At 46.3% G+C, this 14678-nt stretch carries 10 protein-coding genes; 3 read left to right on the top strand and 7 right to left on the bottom strand.

Translation table 11 applies throughout. The annotated features are described in order from the left end of the window. Positions 1–67: 67 nt before the first annotated feature. Positions 68–1645 (bottom strand): phosphodiester glycosidase family protein, encoded by a 1578-nt coding sequence (locus tag RJD38_RS16790; protein ID WP_065546654.1) that lies wholly within the window; start codon positions 1643–1645, stop codon positions 68–70. 333 nt (positions 1646–1978) lie between these two features. Between RJD38_RS16790 and RJD38_RS16785 the strand changes: the two genes are divergently transcribed. Further along, entirely contained in the window at positions 1979–2353 is a 375-nt protein-coding gene (locus RJD38_RS16785) for a NirD/YgiW/YdeI family stress tolerance protein (protein ID WP_065546653.1), read from the top strand. 82 nt (positions 2354–2435) lie between these two features. Here the strand turns inward: RJD38_RS16785 and RJD38_RS16780 are convergent, their stop codons facing one another. Beyond that, on the bottom strand, positions 2436–3866 hold the full coding sequence (locus RJD38_RS16780; RefSeq protein WP_065431227.1) for a catalase: 1431 nt from the start codon (positions 3864–3866) through the stop codon (positions 2436–2438). 626 nt (positions 3867–4492) lie between these two features. On the opposite strand from RJD38_RS16780, the gene RJD38_RS16775 reads away from it, so the two are divergent. Both RJD38_RS16775 and RJD38_RS16770 read left to right on the top strand, forming a co-directional pair. Then, positions 4493–5656, top strand: a complete 1164-nt coding sequence (locus tag RJD38_RS16775) for an amino acid permease (RefSeq protein ID WP_065546652.1) — start codon at positions 4493–4495, stop codon at positions 5654–5656. A gap of 228 nt (positions 5657–5884) precedes the next feature. Continuing rightward, a complete protein-coding gene (locus RJD38_RS16770; RefSeq protein ID WP_065546651.1) occupies positions 5885–7048 on the top strand; it encodes an amino acid permease in 1164 nt (387 codons plus the stop codon). 327 nt (positions 7049–7375) lie between these two features. On the opposite strand, the gene RJD38_RS16765 is transcribed toward RJD38_RS16770, so the two are convergent. From RJD38_RS16765 to tkt, 5 genes are all read right to left on the bottom strand, one after another. Beyond that, entirely contained in the window at positions 7376–8791 is a 1416-nt protein-coding gene (locus RJD38_RS16765; RefSeq protein ID WP_005595656.1) for an alginate export family protein, read from the bottom strand. A 136-nt stretch (positions 8792–8927) separates the two neighbouring features. Then, positions 8928–10511 (bottom strand): PTS transporter subunit EIIC, encoded by a 1584-nt coding sequence (locus tag RJD38_RS16760; protein WP_009733779.1) that lies wholly within the window; start codon positions 10509–10511, stop codon positions 8928–8930. A gap of 3 nt (positions 10512–10514) precedes the next feature. Beyond that, positions 10515–11921, bottom strand: coding sequence for a Sapep family Mn(2+)-dependent dipeptidase (locus tag RJD38_RS16755; RefSeq protein ID WP_197497801.1), 1407 nt, complete (start codon positions 11919–11921; stop codon positions 10515–10517). Between the two features lie 59 nt (positions 11922–11980). Continuing rightward, positions 11981–12676: a ribose-5-phosphate isomerase RpiA gene (gene rpiA, locus RJD38_RS16750; protein WP_005596221.1), complete on the bottom strand. Its 696-nt coding sequence runs from the start codon at positions 12674–12676 to the stop codon at positions 11981–11983. Next, positions 12677–14674 carry a transketolase gene (gene tkt / locus RJD38_RS16745; protein ID WP_065546837.1) on the bottom strand — a complete coding sequence of 666 codons (1998 nt, stop codon included), beginning with the start codon at positions 14672–14674 and terminating at the stop codon, positions 12677–12679. It lies immediately after the preceding gene. Between the last annotated feature and the right edge of the window lie 4 nt (positions 14675–14678).

The raw sequence follows: 14678 nt of genomic DNA, 5'->3' as shown, positions 1-14678 counted from the left end.
TTAGTCTATTGGCCAAAAACCGAAAAAAGCGCCCGAAGGCGCTTAGTGTTTGATGCTTTAAACACGCTTAGCGCGTAAAGATAACCGCGTCAGAAACTTCCCTTTCGCTGGCATCAGAAGAAGAGCCAGTGCGCTTGCCGTCGATCACCATCATCGAGGAGCCGCCACCATCAAGGTTGATGGCATTCTTGGTGCCAAGGGCTTCCATCACCGCCGCCACATCCGTAATGCTTGCGCCTTCTGTGACTGTTGGCGCACGGCCGTAAACCACTGCAGCGTATAAGATGTTATTGTCTGTTACGCCCAATGCTGTACGCGGATGACGGCGCAATACCCAACCGTTGTAAAACCCTTCACGGTTTTCCATCGCACCGCTCACGCCTAAACCGTCATCATCTTGAGAGCCTGCGTGATCGCCCGTTGATGGGTAAGGGTTAAAGCCTTGCGTGTTGCGAGAAGCAATATCGACGGCGAAATTAGTAACAAGACTTGGGCCCGCATTAAGCATGGACACACCTTTACGCAATTGAACCTCTTCACCATCAACCACCACTTTGCTCGCCAGCGTAAGGTTATCACCAAGTTTGACATCCAGCTTTGAATCACCAGTCAGTTGCACATAGCTAAAGCCTGCGTTAATCACACTGCCGCGCTTTGCTAACACCTCAACCACCTTACCGTTAGCGTCAATCACGATCTCCTTGCCTTCCCCTTGCGGGGTTTGCGCATCATAGGCTGAGTTGTAAACAATGATTTCGCTGTCGTCAGTACAGACGAAGTCATGTATCGCTTCAGTGGAAGGCGTATCATCAAGCCCACCACAGTTGAGGATCACGCCCGGCTTGCGGTTAATACCATCGATACGAACCGTATTTCCGTTGATATTAAGCAATACTTCAGTGGTCACTGAGTTACCAATCGACACTTTAGAGTGTTTGCCTGAGTTATCAATGATCAGAACCGGTCGCTGATTTGCCGCTTCGCGCAGCAATTGACCATCTTTAACGTATAAGCCCGCTGGCGCACCCATATCACCCACTTGATCGTTAAAGGCAAAAAAACCGCCATTGATCGCTGCCAGTGCTTGATTACGCTCCGCCATGCTTGATACGGTTTCTGCTGTGGTGATTTTATCGTTAGCAAGAATACTCGCCACTTTGCCTTGATATTGGTTTAGATCGACGCGCAACAGGCTAATATCAAACGGCCCTTTGGTGTCGTAACCATCTTGCGCTGAGAATCTTGGTGAGAAGTTCAACCCATGCTCTTTCAGTACTTTGGCTTGCGTTTCCGCGTCACCTGACGACTCAAATCCTTTTAAGCGAAGGATTTTGCCCATCTCCTGACCATTTGGCGCCGCTTCTGGCGCGGTTTCTAGATGGTAGGTTAGTTTGAGATCATCCAATTTTGCTGAGTAGTCTTTAATGGTCTGCTCGTTCAAAATGCCACTAGAGAGCAGGTAGGCTTCTCCTTGCGACGTGCCACGTTGGATCTGGTAGTAATCGACACCTTTAACCAATGACTGATGCTCTACTGATTGCGGTAATTCACCACCACCAATCGCTAAATCTGGTACATTCCACTGCGCAGCGTAAGAGCCAAATGCAACACTAGAAACGAGCATTGCTAGAATGGTTTTTTTCATTATTTTATCTCTTTTATTTCACGGATAAAAATAAGTGTATAAGCGCTTGGTTTTGCTGTCTGTGAGAATAACCACACGCTTTTTGTCTCACATTTTCAAAGTGTGAAACTCTCCCCTATTTTCAGAAATAACAATAGCGAGATTCCCTATTGCAATGGGGTAATAAGAAACAAAAGCAGCCAACGAAGGCCAAAAATGAGCCATGTCGATTGGCTCAGTTCGATTAATTCCAACTTAGTGAAAAATAACCAAAGATAACAAAATTATTCATCTTCCATTCAGCTGGCGGGCGTTACATTAGCGTCAGTCTCAACACACAATGGAAAAATAATAATGAAAACCAAATTACTAATTACAACACTTGCTCTTGCTGCTTCAACTTCAGTTTTCGCTCAAGGTTTTAACGGCCCACAAAAAGCATCAGGCTTTAATGGCCCAACTCAAGGTATTTCAACCGTTCAACAGGCGCTAGATGCGGGTATGTTCAGCGATGATATGCCGGTTACGCTAACGGGCAATATCAAAGCCTCACTCGGCGGCGAGATGTATATCTTTACTGATAAAACGGGCGAAATCACGGTTGAAATCGACCACGACAAGTGGTTAAACCAAACCGTAACCCCTGAAACAAAAGTGCAGCTAATCGGCGAGATTGATAAGAACATGTCAGGCACTAAAGTTGATGTGGATGCGTTAAGAGTTCTATAAGTCATTCCCTAACGACAAACTTAAAAAGAAAAAGGCGCTCAAAGCGCCTTTTTTAATAATTACTGATAGGGTTTATTACCCTTTACATACCAAGTGCTTTTTTCAAGCCCTCACCGTAAGCCTGATCGGCTTGGTAAGCGTGGTCAATGTGGCGCTGCTTGATGAACTCAGGCACACCATCCATTGCACGAGCGGTGTTATCAAACAACACTTGTTGCTGCTCGGCATTCATTAAACGGAACAGGTCACCCGCTTGGCTAAAGTAATCTTCATCGACACGGTGATCGTAGTTAGCACCTTGGCCATTGATGCGCAGCGGCGGCTCAGAGAAGTCAGGCTGTTCTGCCCACTCCTGCTGTGAATTTGGCTCGTAGCCGATAGTTGAACCAAAGTTACTATCAACACGCATTGCACCATCACGGTGGTAGCTGTGTACTGGGCAACGAGGCGCATTCACTGGGATTTGGTGGTGGTTAACCCCTAAACGGTAGCGCTGAGCATCACCGTAAGCAAACAAGCGGCCTTGCAGCATTTTATCTGGCGAGAAGCCAATCCCCGGAACCACAGCCGCTGGGTTAAACGCTGACTGTTCAACTTCTGCGTAGAAGTTTTCAGGGTTACGGTTTAGCTCAAACTCACCCACCGGGATCAATGGATAATCTTTTTGTGACCATACACGAGTCAAATCAAATGGGTTGAAGCTCACTTCGTCCGCTTCTAGCTCTGGCATGATCTGTACGTACATTTTCCATTTAGGGAAATCTTGGCCTTCAATCGCTTCATACAAGTCACGGTGGTGGCTTTCACGATCTTTACCACAGATGCTCTCGGCTTCTTGATCAGTAATGTTTTTAATGCCTTGCTGAGTTTTAAAGTGGAATTTAACCCAGTAGCGCTCATTGTTCGCATTGATGAAGCTAAAGGTGTGACTACCAAAACCATGCATATGACGGTAAGACGCAGGGATACCACGATCACTCATCACGATAGTCACTTGGTGGAAAGCTTCTGGCAGTGATGTCCAAAAATCCCAGTTATTGGTTGAACTGCGCATGTTAGTGCGCGGATCACGCTTAACCGCATGGTTAAGATCCGGGAATTTTAGCGGATCACGCAAGAAGAAAACCGGCGTGTTGTTGCCAACCAAATCCCAGTTACCTTCTTCGGTATAGAATTTTAGGGCGAAGCCGCGAATATCACGCTCCGCATCTGCCGCGCCACGCTCACCTGCAACCGTGGTAAAACGTGCAAACATCTCGGTTTTTTTGCCGATTTCAGAGAAGATTTTCGCACGGCTGTATTGGCTAATATCGTGAGTAACCGTAAAGGTGCCATAAGCGCCAGAACCTTTGGCGTGCATACGACGCTCAGGGATCACTTCACGATCAAAGTGAGCCAGTTTTTCCAAAAACCAAACATCTTGTAGCAATTGTGGACCACGCGGACCTGCGGTCATTACATTTTGGTTGTGGGCAACCGGACAACCAGCAGCAGTGGTTAATTTCTTACTCATCGTATCTTCCTTCCAGAGATGAATTAGGGATGTTGTTATTGGCGTTGGCCTTGTTTCTGCTATGAAGATTAATCCTGAAAGTCATTTTTTAAAAAACGCTTGTACTTATTAATTCAATAGGTTTTAGCGATGATTTAAGCAATTGTGAATACATGTTACCTATTAAGTAATCTCGTATTGATTAGACCGCGGTAAAACGCAGAAAAGATTCAGTAATTAAATCGATGCATAGCAATCAAACCATAAAACGAAATGAGGGCCACTTTTGTGCTCTATGGAATGAATTCGCTCACTCATCCAACAAACTCCTTATCCGTGACGATAAAAAATTCAAATCACAACAAACGTACTAAGAAATTTACCCTGTGACTTTTGCCTTCTTGCCAAGCTATTTTTGGTGAAAAAAGCAACTACACGGATTTATTTCAACTGGTCAGAGCGCCATTTCCTTGCTCAACAAACCATCAAAAGCTCGATATTTCGGGGGTTTCAAGCTTGTTTAGAATATTTATTCCACAAGATAGAAAATTTCTATGCGGTTTTTACTGATTTATTTGTTAGTCTTGGCAAATAAATTTTACACGTTGTTCTGAAATTATTTTCAGTAGGGGTCTTTTCTTTTGAATATGAAACTGTTTGGCAGTTCCTTAATCTTATCAGGCACTGCATTAGGCGCAGGAATGTTGGCAATCCCAATGGTATTGGCGCAATTTGGCTTTTTTGTCAGCGCAGCTTTGATGATCGTCATTTTCCTAGGCACCACATACTCAGCCCTACTGTTGGCTGAAGCATGCACCAAAACCCAAGAAAGCACAGGCATGAGCAGCATTGCTTATTTCACACTGGGTCGTAACGGTAAGCACTTCATCAACATTTTGTTCTACCTCTTACTGGCTTGCTTACTGATCGCTTACATCATCGGTATTGGTGACTTGCTGCACAGCATGCTGCTTGAAATTGGTTTCAACGTATCGCCAGTCGTCGGTTACACCCTATTTAGCTTAGTGATGGGCTTGGTGGTGGTCGCTGGTAAGTCGTACATCGACAAGCTAAACCGTGGCCTATTTATCCTGATGATTGTGATGCTATTTGTGGTGATTTTCTCTTTGATGAATAACATTCAATGGGAATACCTCAGCCAAGAGAGCAATTTCACCACCAGCGATGTGGTGCAATACAGTGCGGTGATCTTCACCAGCTTCGCTTCGATGGTGGTGATCCCGTCATTGGTCAGCTACAACCACGATGCATCGGAAAAGCAAATCCGCAACATGGTCTTACTTGGCTCGGTTATCCCACTGGTGTGCTACCTAATTTGGCTATTTGCCGTCATTGGTAACTTGGGGGTGGAAGCGGTCAGTCAGTTTGAAAATATTTCTCAGTTGATAGCAGCCTTCGGTGGTGAAGCAAAACTACTTAAAGGCGTAGTGGCGATCTTCTCCGCTTTGGCACTGATCACCTCATACCTAGGCGTATCCATGGCGCTGTATGACCAAAACAAAGATGCCATCACCAGCAACACGCCTGCCGCTTATGGTTTAACGTTTGTTTTCCCTCTAGTACTGGCTACGCTGTTCTCTAACCAGTTTGTTAGCATGCTTGACTATGCTGGCATGGTGTTAGTATTCCTCGCAATTTGGGGGCCGTTAGCCATGGTAGTCAAAGTCCGCCAACCTAATTTTGCCCACGCAAAATTTGAGCAAACCTACACCGCTGGCGGTGGTCAACCTGCGCTTGCTGCCACCTTCATCTTTGGTGCGTTGATTTTTGTTTCATGGTTTATGGGCTAACGTCATAACCACTGCGCAGATTGCTGCTGCGCACTGATTGTTCATTCAAATCAAACACTAGGCTAGCCAAACTCGGCTGGCCTTTTTTGATCTTCCCACTGCCATTTTTAGAAAACTTTATAAATAAAACTAAATCCTTGAAGGGCTAAAGCGCTTTCTTTGCTAGGCTCGCTCGTCTCTTGTTATACGTCTCGTAATAGATTTTAGGTAAGGTGTTTAGTTTTGAATATGAAGTTGTTTGGCAGTTCGTTGATTTTATCAGGAACCGCATTAGGGGCGGGGATGCTGGCCATCCCGATGGTATTAGCGCAATTTGGCTTTTACGTCAGTGCTCTCCTAATGCTGGTGATTTTCCTCGGTACAACCTACTCTGCCCTGCTTCTCGCCGAGACATGCACTAAAACCAAAGACAACTCTGGGATGAGCAGCATTGCGTACTTAACCTTAGGCCACAAAGGTAAGCACTTTATTAATGCGCTGTTCTACCTTTTACTGGTCTGCATGATGATCGCCTACCTGATTGGCATTGGCGATTTAGTGCATAACTTCTTGCTCGATTTAGGCATGGATGTTCCACCCGCTGTCGGTTATACCCTCTTTAGCTTGCTGACCGGTTTCGTCGTTGTCGCTGGTAAATCCCATGTCGATAAGCTTAATCGTGGACTATTTATCTTAATGGTCGCGATGCTACTTTTGGTGATTGCTTCACTGTTGAGCAATATCCACCTGAGTAATTTGAGCCAAGAAAGCGCCTTTAGTACTCGGAATGTGGTGAAATACAGCGCGGTTATCTTTACCAGTTTTGCCTCAATGGTGGTGATCCCATCATTGGTGATTTATAACCATGAAGCGAGCGACAAACAGATCCGCAATATGATTTTGCTCGGTTCGGTGATCCCACTGCTGTGCTACCTCATTTGGTTGTTTGCCATCATCGGTAACCTCGGTGTAGAAGCCGTCAGCCAGTTTGATAACATCTCACAGTTGATCGCCGCTTTTGGTGCAGAAGCGGGCATGTTGAAAGGGGTAATCGCTCTCTTCTCAGCCCTCGCCCTGATTACCTCTTACCTTGGTGTATCGATGGCATTGTATGACCAAAACAAAGATGCCATCACCAAAGGCAATACAGAAGCATACGGTCTCACTTTTATTCTGCCGTTAGTGTTAGCGACTCTTTTCTCGAACCAATTTGTCAGTATGTTGGATTATGCTGGCATGGTATTGGTGTTCTTAGCGATCTGGGGGCCGTTAGCAATGGTTAAGCAGGTACGTAAACCTCACTTCGAACACGCCAAGCTTGATCATACCTACACGGCTGCGGGCGGGCGGCCAGCCCTCGTGGCAACGTTTCTCTTTGGCGCGCTGATTTTTGTCTCGTGGTTTATGGGCTAAATGCCCCAAACCAAAAGCATCGTTAGAGAGTTTATTGGCTCTCTTTTTTGTTCGATCGTCTTAATACCAATAACATCAAAGATAAAAAAAAGCCCAGTGAAATCACTGGGCAAACGTCTTAAACCACGGCTTTTGAACACACGGGTTTTAAACGACAGATTTGAACTTGGAAAAACCAAGTAATAGGACGGACTAAATTGAAAACCCTAGTTTAGCGAGACAAAGACCTGCCTATCATTACACGTCTTCACTCGCTATTTTTGGGGGATAAACACTGACCTTAGGAGAGAAAGCCAGTGTTTGTTACAACATTTTCTAGGACTAAAACTAGAAGTTGTAAATCAATGCCAGTTCAATACGAGCAATGTCTTTACTATCTGGGCTGACTACGTCATCAGTGTAGTCACTTGCCAGTGCGTAGTAGGTATTTACTTCGCTCTTCAAGTTCGGCGTTAGATAGTTGTGGAATTGCAAGTAGAACTGGGTGTAAGCGTATTTCTCATCCGAGTCTGCGCCATACAATACATCTTGGTTCAAGGTGTAGATTGCATCTTCGGTGTTGGCTCGCCAAGTCGACATGAAGCCAGTAATAATGCTCTGTTTTGGCATGTACTCAATCACAGAGTAGCCACCAAATTGCATCGCGTTACCATAAGCACCATCGTGGGCGAAACCGAGCGGGTCTCCAGTCCACAATGGGTTAAAGGTGTTTACTTTATCGCTGTTCTTATCAGAACCTGACGCGTAATGCAGGTTAATACCCACACGGTAGTTCCAATCCGTTTTCCAGTTGTAGTTTAGGTCAGCGTAAGCCATGTATGCTGAGATATCTTTACCGGCTTGATCACCAAACTGGTAGATACCATCAACCATGTAACCAAAGCCTTCGCTAACGAAATCGTGCGCATGTAAGCCCAACACTTGGATGTCTACGTCACCATGAGGCGCATTAACAAAGCTTGAGTTAGTGAGCTCATTGCTCATCACGTAAGCTTGCATGGCGCCAAAGCTCGTACGCCAGTTGGCAAATAAACCGGTCGATTTTTTACCGTTGGTTTTATCGTCCCAGTTACCGCTCCAATCTTTGTCACCACGAACAGGGAAGATTTCTTCACCGTAGTACGCATCAAAATTGATGCCTGCGACTTTGTACTTGGCTGAAATTGCATTCCAACTGTTTTGTACTGGCGTCGGTTCACGGTTCATCATTTGCCATTCGTTCAGGTAGATCTCTTGGCGACCAAGGCGCGTACTCAGGAACTGCTCACCATCGTCGAGCAATTTGAATTCAGCAAACAGTTGATGGAAGTCCGTACCGGCATCATCAACTGGGCCTGGGCTATCTAAGTTGGTGTAGTTGGTTCGGATCTCACCATATAGGCGCATCCAATCTTGGTAGGTCACATCGGTAGCAAACTGCAAACGTGAACGGAATTCATTGTGTTTGCGCACTTCAGGATCGTACATATGGTTCCAACGGTTATCGAAAGAGGCTTTCACGTTACCCGAGAAAGAAACCTTCCAGTCACCGTCTTCTGAAATATCTAAACGCTTTAATTTCTCAGAGAAGCTTTTGTCATCTTCGGCAATATTATCTACGTATGACCAGTCTTCATTGGCACGATCGCCCCAAAAAACAATTGGGCTACGCTCAGGCCATGTGGGGGTTGTGTCTGCCGCATGTAGAACACCAGAAACACAGACTGCAAGCAATGATAATGAACACTTTGTAATGGTTTTCATGATTCAATTTTCCATATTTAGGGTACAGAGATCCCGTCCTGTGACTTAACGTCACAGGCGGGTTGCTTTTGTTTTAGTTATGGTTTTTGTAGGGTGTTGCTGGATGCTTAGTTCTTGATCAGCTAAGAATCGATAGCTATGAATCAATACCTAAGGCATCTTTAAGACCTGAAGCGATGGTGATCACGTTCGCGCCGTAGATAACTTGGATACCTTTTGGCATACGAACCACACCGATTGCGTTCAGTTCTTTCTTCCAAACCTCATCGCTTGCAGCAAGAGATTCATCATGCAGTGACACACGTAGACGTGTTGCACAGTTAGAGATGTTTTCAATGTTATCCGCGCCGCCCAGTGCATCGATGATTGCCACTGGTAGACCCGCTGTGTCTTGTTTCTGTTTCTTCTTGAAATCGTCTTTTGAGTACAGTGCGATATCAGCGGCATCATCATCTTCACGGCCCGGCGTTTTCGCATCGAACTTCAAGATGAAGAACTTAAACGTGTAGAAGTAAATCACGAAGTACAGTGGAACAATCCATAGTAGTGCCCATGCGTGTACTTTTTCAGGTTGCAGTAGGTTTGGCACCATGAACAGCAACTGGTTACCGTGGATAGAGACACCAAACATTTCTGTAATCACGTAAGCAAGACCGTTTAGTGGTACGTGCACAGCAAAGAACAAGAATGGTTGAACGAATAGGAACGTGTACTCTAGAGGCTCAGTAATACCGATAACTGCCGCCGTAAAGACCGCGGGTACCATGATTGCCGCGACTTTCTTACGGTTCTGAGTTTTCGCCGTTACATACATTGCGTACGCCGCACCTGTTAGACCACCGATCTGAATTGGAATACGACCGCTAGTAAAGTTGTGCGTAATGTAGCCTGTTGCGTCTGGTGAGCTCATTTGGCCGTTCATGATGTTACGAACACCTTCGTAAACCACGCCGTCAATTTCCATTACGCCGCCCACACGAGTGTACTCGATTGGGAATGCGATTAGGTGGTGTAGACCGAACGGTAGTAGGCCTTTATCGAACACGCCAAATAGGAATGATCCGAAAATACCAGAGCTAGTGATTAGCGTAGTGATTGATTGCAAGCCGCCTGCAATTGGTGGCCATGCGTAGTAAACAAACAAGGCGATTGGCATGATGGCAAAGTAAGCAAAGATCACAACAGCGCGAGGGCCAGAGAAGAAACTTAACAGTGCTGGCATCTCAAATTTGTAGTAACGGTTGTGGATCCACGCGGTGATACAACCCACTAAGATACCGCTGAAGATACCCATGTTGTAAGCGAAGATACCGAGTGAATCACCCCAAAGTGAATTGAAGTTTTGCGCCGCAACTTTATCGTAGCCCGCTTCCATTAGCGCAGGAACGCTGGTCGTTTCTGCAGTCCAACCGTGGTAAGCGGCAATCGAACCGATCGCTACGTTGAAACACATAAACATGGTGAAACCAGTAAATGCAGCCCAACCTTTTTCAGATTTCGCCAGTGCAAATGCCAAACCAATGGCGAAGAATGGTGGTAGGTTACGCATTACCATCAAACCAAGATCCAACATCAGTTTGAAGAATGCGAAAATCACAGAGTCGTGCGATGCCATCTGGTTGACAACGCCCGCGCCTATCCCGATAAAAATACCTGCGATTACTAGGACGATGATCGAAACCATCATACCGCCAGCAAGTGCTTGAACCTTATCTCTCATAATTTACTCCTGAAGTGATATGAGAACTTTCACGTATATCGTTATTGCTTTTATTAGCGACTCTAGATTGAGCTGTTCATTTGGCTCATGAACAAAAGTCGCTTCTCCAGGGAAAGTTGGTCCGAATGCCACTCCATACTCCAACGCGCGCGCATACGAAGCTGCGCCTTTGCTAAAGCACTGTGCGTCCATTCCTGTAACGTCGGAATAAGCTTTCCCCATCGTCTGGATAAGGGCACTTTCGGGTGAGAGGTAAGATAGAGGTAAGTACTGATGCTCGATAAAGTTCACGCCAGCTTGTTGGGATAAAGCGAGCAGTTGGGTACGAACTTGTTCGATTGTCAGGCCTTTAGGAAACCGAAAATCAAAATCCAAATTGTAGCCGCGCGAATCCAAGTTAATTGCTGAGACACAACTGGTGGTTGTGCCCATTTCATCATCTTGGTGGCTTAAACCTAATTTCGAACCATCATGACTCTTTGTAAATTGGGAGTTTAACAAAGTGATCAAGTGAGCCGAATTGGCGTCTAAACCCTCGACGTGGCGCATAACTTCAACAAACTTGTCCATACAGTTGTCGACTTTATGCGGATTGCGGGATTTCTCCCACGGCGTTGATAACTCAACGCGACAATGTGATTGGTCATAAATCACATTAGCAAAAGCAGCAAATTGCTCAGCCACCTTTACCGCATCAGCTCCAGCAAGCTCAGCCACTAAGTGGTGACACGTGGATGTTCGGTCACGCTCACTCACTAAGCTTTTAATCTGGCAAGAACCGTTATCACTAGAAGTTGGAAATTCCCGCTCTAGTGTTGCATACAGTATGCCTTTTTCACCATTGACGATTGGGAAGTCGCCGTCTGGAGAAAAACCATAATCTGGCTGCGGATTGTGTTTAAAGTAATGCTCAACACATTCCCAAGTTGTCTCTTCTGCGCCACCGATGATCACGCGGATCTTTTTATTCAGTGGCAACTCGAGCTGTTTAAACAACTTGAGGATGTATAGGCAGGCCATTAATGGCCCTTTATTATCGGTGACGCCTCGGCCATAAAGCATATTGCCTTCGCGCGTCATCTGATATGGCGGTGTACGCCATTGGCAATCATCGCCTGCTGGCACCACATCCACATGATGCAGCAAGGCAATTTCTTGCTCACCTTGGCCGACGCTGATATCCAGCGCATAGCCTTGGTGATCGCGCACTTCTAACCCTTGTTTTTCCGCAAATTCAATCAAGTAATCAAATGCTTGGCGAATCGGCTGACCAAAAGGAGCAAGCTCACCTTTGGTCGCTAAATCACGAACAGACGGAATCGCAATCAGACCAGATAAATCATTGAGAAAATCATCAATATGGCAATGAAGATACTCGATAAATTCACTAGAAAACTTGCTATCCATCATGTTTATTCCTTAATTCACGCTTTAAAAATGGGGTTATTAACAAAGTTGTTATCAGTGTCTCATTTTAGAGATAGCCAACGCACACCAAGGTGGTTAGAGAAGGCCATGTGCTTAGCTGGACACTGTGCAAAAATACCGTTTTCCACCACACCCGGAATCGCATTTAAGCGCATTTCTAGCTCAGCAGGTTCACTCATATCAAGACCTGCAACATCTAAAATGATGTTACCGTTATCGGTAGTACAGCCGTCACGTTGGACCGGTTTACCGCCCATCGCTTGCAGTGCTAATACCACTGGCGTTTTCGCCGCAGGAAGAATCTCGATTGGCAGTGGAAACTTGCCTAAGAACTCCACCAAACGGCCTTCATCAGAGATGGTGATAAAGCACTCTGCCATACACGCAATCACTTTCTCACGACCGAGCGCGGCGCCACCACCTTTGATGGTAATGCCATTACTTAGGCCTTCATCAATGCCATCAACATAGAAATCGACTCGCTCGCAATCTGCCAGAGCGATCTCTTTCAGACCCGCCGCTTGAATCGCTTTGGAAGAGCGCTCAGAGCTCGAGACACAGTGCGCAAACTCCACGCCTGATTGTGCCAATAGCTGAACGAAAACTTCGGCGGTAGCGCCAGTACCAATACCAATAACCGTCTCTGCGGTGATCGTTTGCGTAATATGGTTTAAGGCTGCCGAAGCAGCCTTAACTCTTACGCATTCATCCGCTGTATTAGAGATGAATGATTCCATTTATTTTTGCTCCATCAATTGGTTCGCTGTCTCCACCACGTTCGCCACGGTGAAGCCAAACATTTCAAATAACTGCTCAGCAGGGGCTGACTCACCGAAGGTGGTCATACCGATGATCTTGCCTTGTAGACCCGCATACTTGTACCAGTAGTCAGCAATGCCCGCTTCAATCGCGATACGCTTAGTTACGTTTGCTGGCAATACTTGTTGTTGGTACTCGGCGCTTTGGGCGTCAAACACATCGGTCGCAGGCATAGAAACAACGCGGCAACGGATGTGGCTAAGTTGTGCTTGTGCTTCCATCGCTAAGGTCACTTCTGAACCCGTGGCAATCAAGATAAGCTCTGGTTCGCCTTCACAATCAGACAGGATATAACCGCCTTTCGCGACATTCGCCAGTACCGCTTCATCACGTGGGTATTGCACCAAGTTTTGACGCGAGAAAATCAATGATGTTGGACCATCAGTACGCTCAACCGCGGCTTTCCATGCCACTGCCGCTTCCACCTGATCACATGGACGCCATGTGCTCATATTTGGTGTTAAGCGTAGCGATGCGATTTGCTCAACAGGTTGGTGTGTAGGGCCATCTTCGCCCAAACCAATCGAGTCGTGAGTGTAAACAAAGATGCTGCGTTGCTTCATCAGCGCCGCCATACGCAATGCATTACGCGCGTATTCCATAAACATCAGGAACGTACCGCCGTAAGGAATAAAACCACCATGCAGCGCGATACCATTCATCATCGCCGACATGGCAAATTCACGTACGCCGTAGCTGAGATAGTTTCCAGAAGCATCTTGCGCAGTAATTGCTTTAGAGCCTGACCAATTAGTTAAGTTTGAAGGGGTTAAGTCTGCTGAACCACCTAGGAATTCAGGTAGAGTGGCACCGAATGCTTCAATCGCATTTTGTGACGCTTTACGAGTTGCAATCGTTGCTGGGTTAGCTTGCAATGTTTTGATGAAATCATCGCTGATTTGCGCCCAGTGTTCTGGCAATTCACCGTTTACGCGACGTTTAAATTCTGCCGCTAACTCTGGGTAAGCACTTTGGTATTCAGCAAAACGGTTATCCCATTGCGCTTCGGCATCTTTGCCCGCTTCTTTGCCATCCCATGCTTGGTAAATGTCATGTGGGATCTCAAATGGAGCGTATTCCCAACCAAGGTTTTCGCGCACTAATGCCACTTCTTCTTCACCCAGTGGTGAGCCGTGGCAGTCATGGCTCGCCGCTTTGTTTGGCGAACCGAAACCAATCACAGTTTTGCAGCAGATCAACGTTGGTTTGTCGGTTTCCGCTTGCGCAGCCAGAATCGCTTTACGAATCGCTTCTGCATTATGGCCATCAACACCCGCAATCACATGCCAGCCATACGCTTCAAAACGTTTTGGCGTGTCATCGGAGAACCAACCTTCAACATGACCGTCAATTGAAATGCCGTTGTCATCCCAAAACGCCACCAGCTTGCCTAAGCCAAGTGTGCCTGCGAGTGAACACGCTTCATGAGAGATACCTTCCATCATGCAGCCGTCACCCATAAACACGTAAGTGTGGTGGTCAACAACGTTATGACCTGGACGGTTAAACTGCTCAGCCAGTACTTTTTCTGCTAGCGCCATGCCGACACCGTTGGTGATGCCTTGGCCTAGCGGACCTGTCGTTGTTTCAATACCCGGCGCGTAGCCATATTCAGGGTGACCCGCGGTTTTTGCATGCAGTTGACGGAAAGACTTAATGTCTTCCATGCTAAGATCGTAACCCGTTAGGTGCAGCAAGCTGTAGATCAGCATTGAACCGTGGCCATTAGATAGAATGAAACGGTCGCGATCAGCCCAATTAGGGTTAGTTGGGTTGTGCTTTAGAAAATCGCGCCAAAGCACTTCAGCGATATCTGCCATCCCCATTGGCGCACCTGGGTGGCCAGATGCGGCTTTTTGTACGGCGTCCATGCTAAGAACGCGAATAGTATCGGCCAATTTATTACGTGAAATCATTTGG

This window comes from Vibrio scophthalmi, from assembly GCF_040869025.1.
Classification (GTDB): domain Bacteria; phylum Pseudomonadota; class Gammaproteobacteria; order Enterobacterales; family Vibrionaceae; genus Vibrio; species Vibrio scophthalmi.
This window is presented reverse-complemented; position numbering and strand designations above follow the sequence as displayed.

Excerpts from the sequence above, each read along its gene's own strand:
- RJD38_RS16790 (WP_065546654.1), bottom strand. The coding sequence starts at position 1,645 with ATGAAAAAAACCATTCTAGCAATGCTCGTTTCTAGTGTTGCATTTGGC.
- RJD38_RS16785 (WP_065546653.1), top strand. The coding sequence starts at position 1,979 with ATGAAAACCAAATTACTAATTACAACACTTGCTCTTGCTGCTTCAACT.
- RJD38_RS16780 (WP_065431227.1), bottom strand. The coding sequence starts at position 3,866 with ATGAGTAAGAAATTAACCACTGCTGCTGGTTGTCCGGTTGCCCACAAC.
- RJD38_RS16775 (WP_065546652.1), top strand. The coding sequence starts at position 4,493 with ATGAAACTGTTTGGCAGTTCCTTAATCTTATCAGGCACTGCATTAGGC.
- RJD38_RS16770 (WP_065546651.1), top strand. The coding sequence starts at position 5,885 with ATGAAGTTGTTTGGCAGTTCGTTGATTTTATCAGGAACCGCATTAGGG.
- RJD38_RS16765 (WP_005595656.1), bottom strand. The coding sequence starts at position 8,791 with ATGAAAACCATTACAAAGTGTTCATTATCATTGCTTGCAGTCTGTGTT.
- RJD38_RS16760 (WP_009733779.1), bottom strand. The coding sequence starts at position 10,511 with ATGAGAGATAAGGTTCAAGCACTTGCTGGCGGTATGATGGTTTCGATC.
- RJD38_RS16755 (WP_197497801.1), bottom strand. The coding sequence starts at position 11,921 with ATGATGGATAGCAAGTTTTCTAGTGAATTTATCGAGTATCTTCATTGC.
- rpiA (WP_005596221.1), bottom strand. The coding sequence starts at position 12,676 with ATGGAATCATTCATCTCTAATACAGCGGATGAATGCGTAAGAGTTAAG.
- tkt (WP_065546837.1), bottom strand. The coding sequence starts at position 14,674 with ATGATTTCACGTAATAAATTGGCCGATACTATTCGCGTTCTTAGCATG.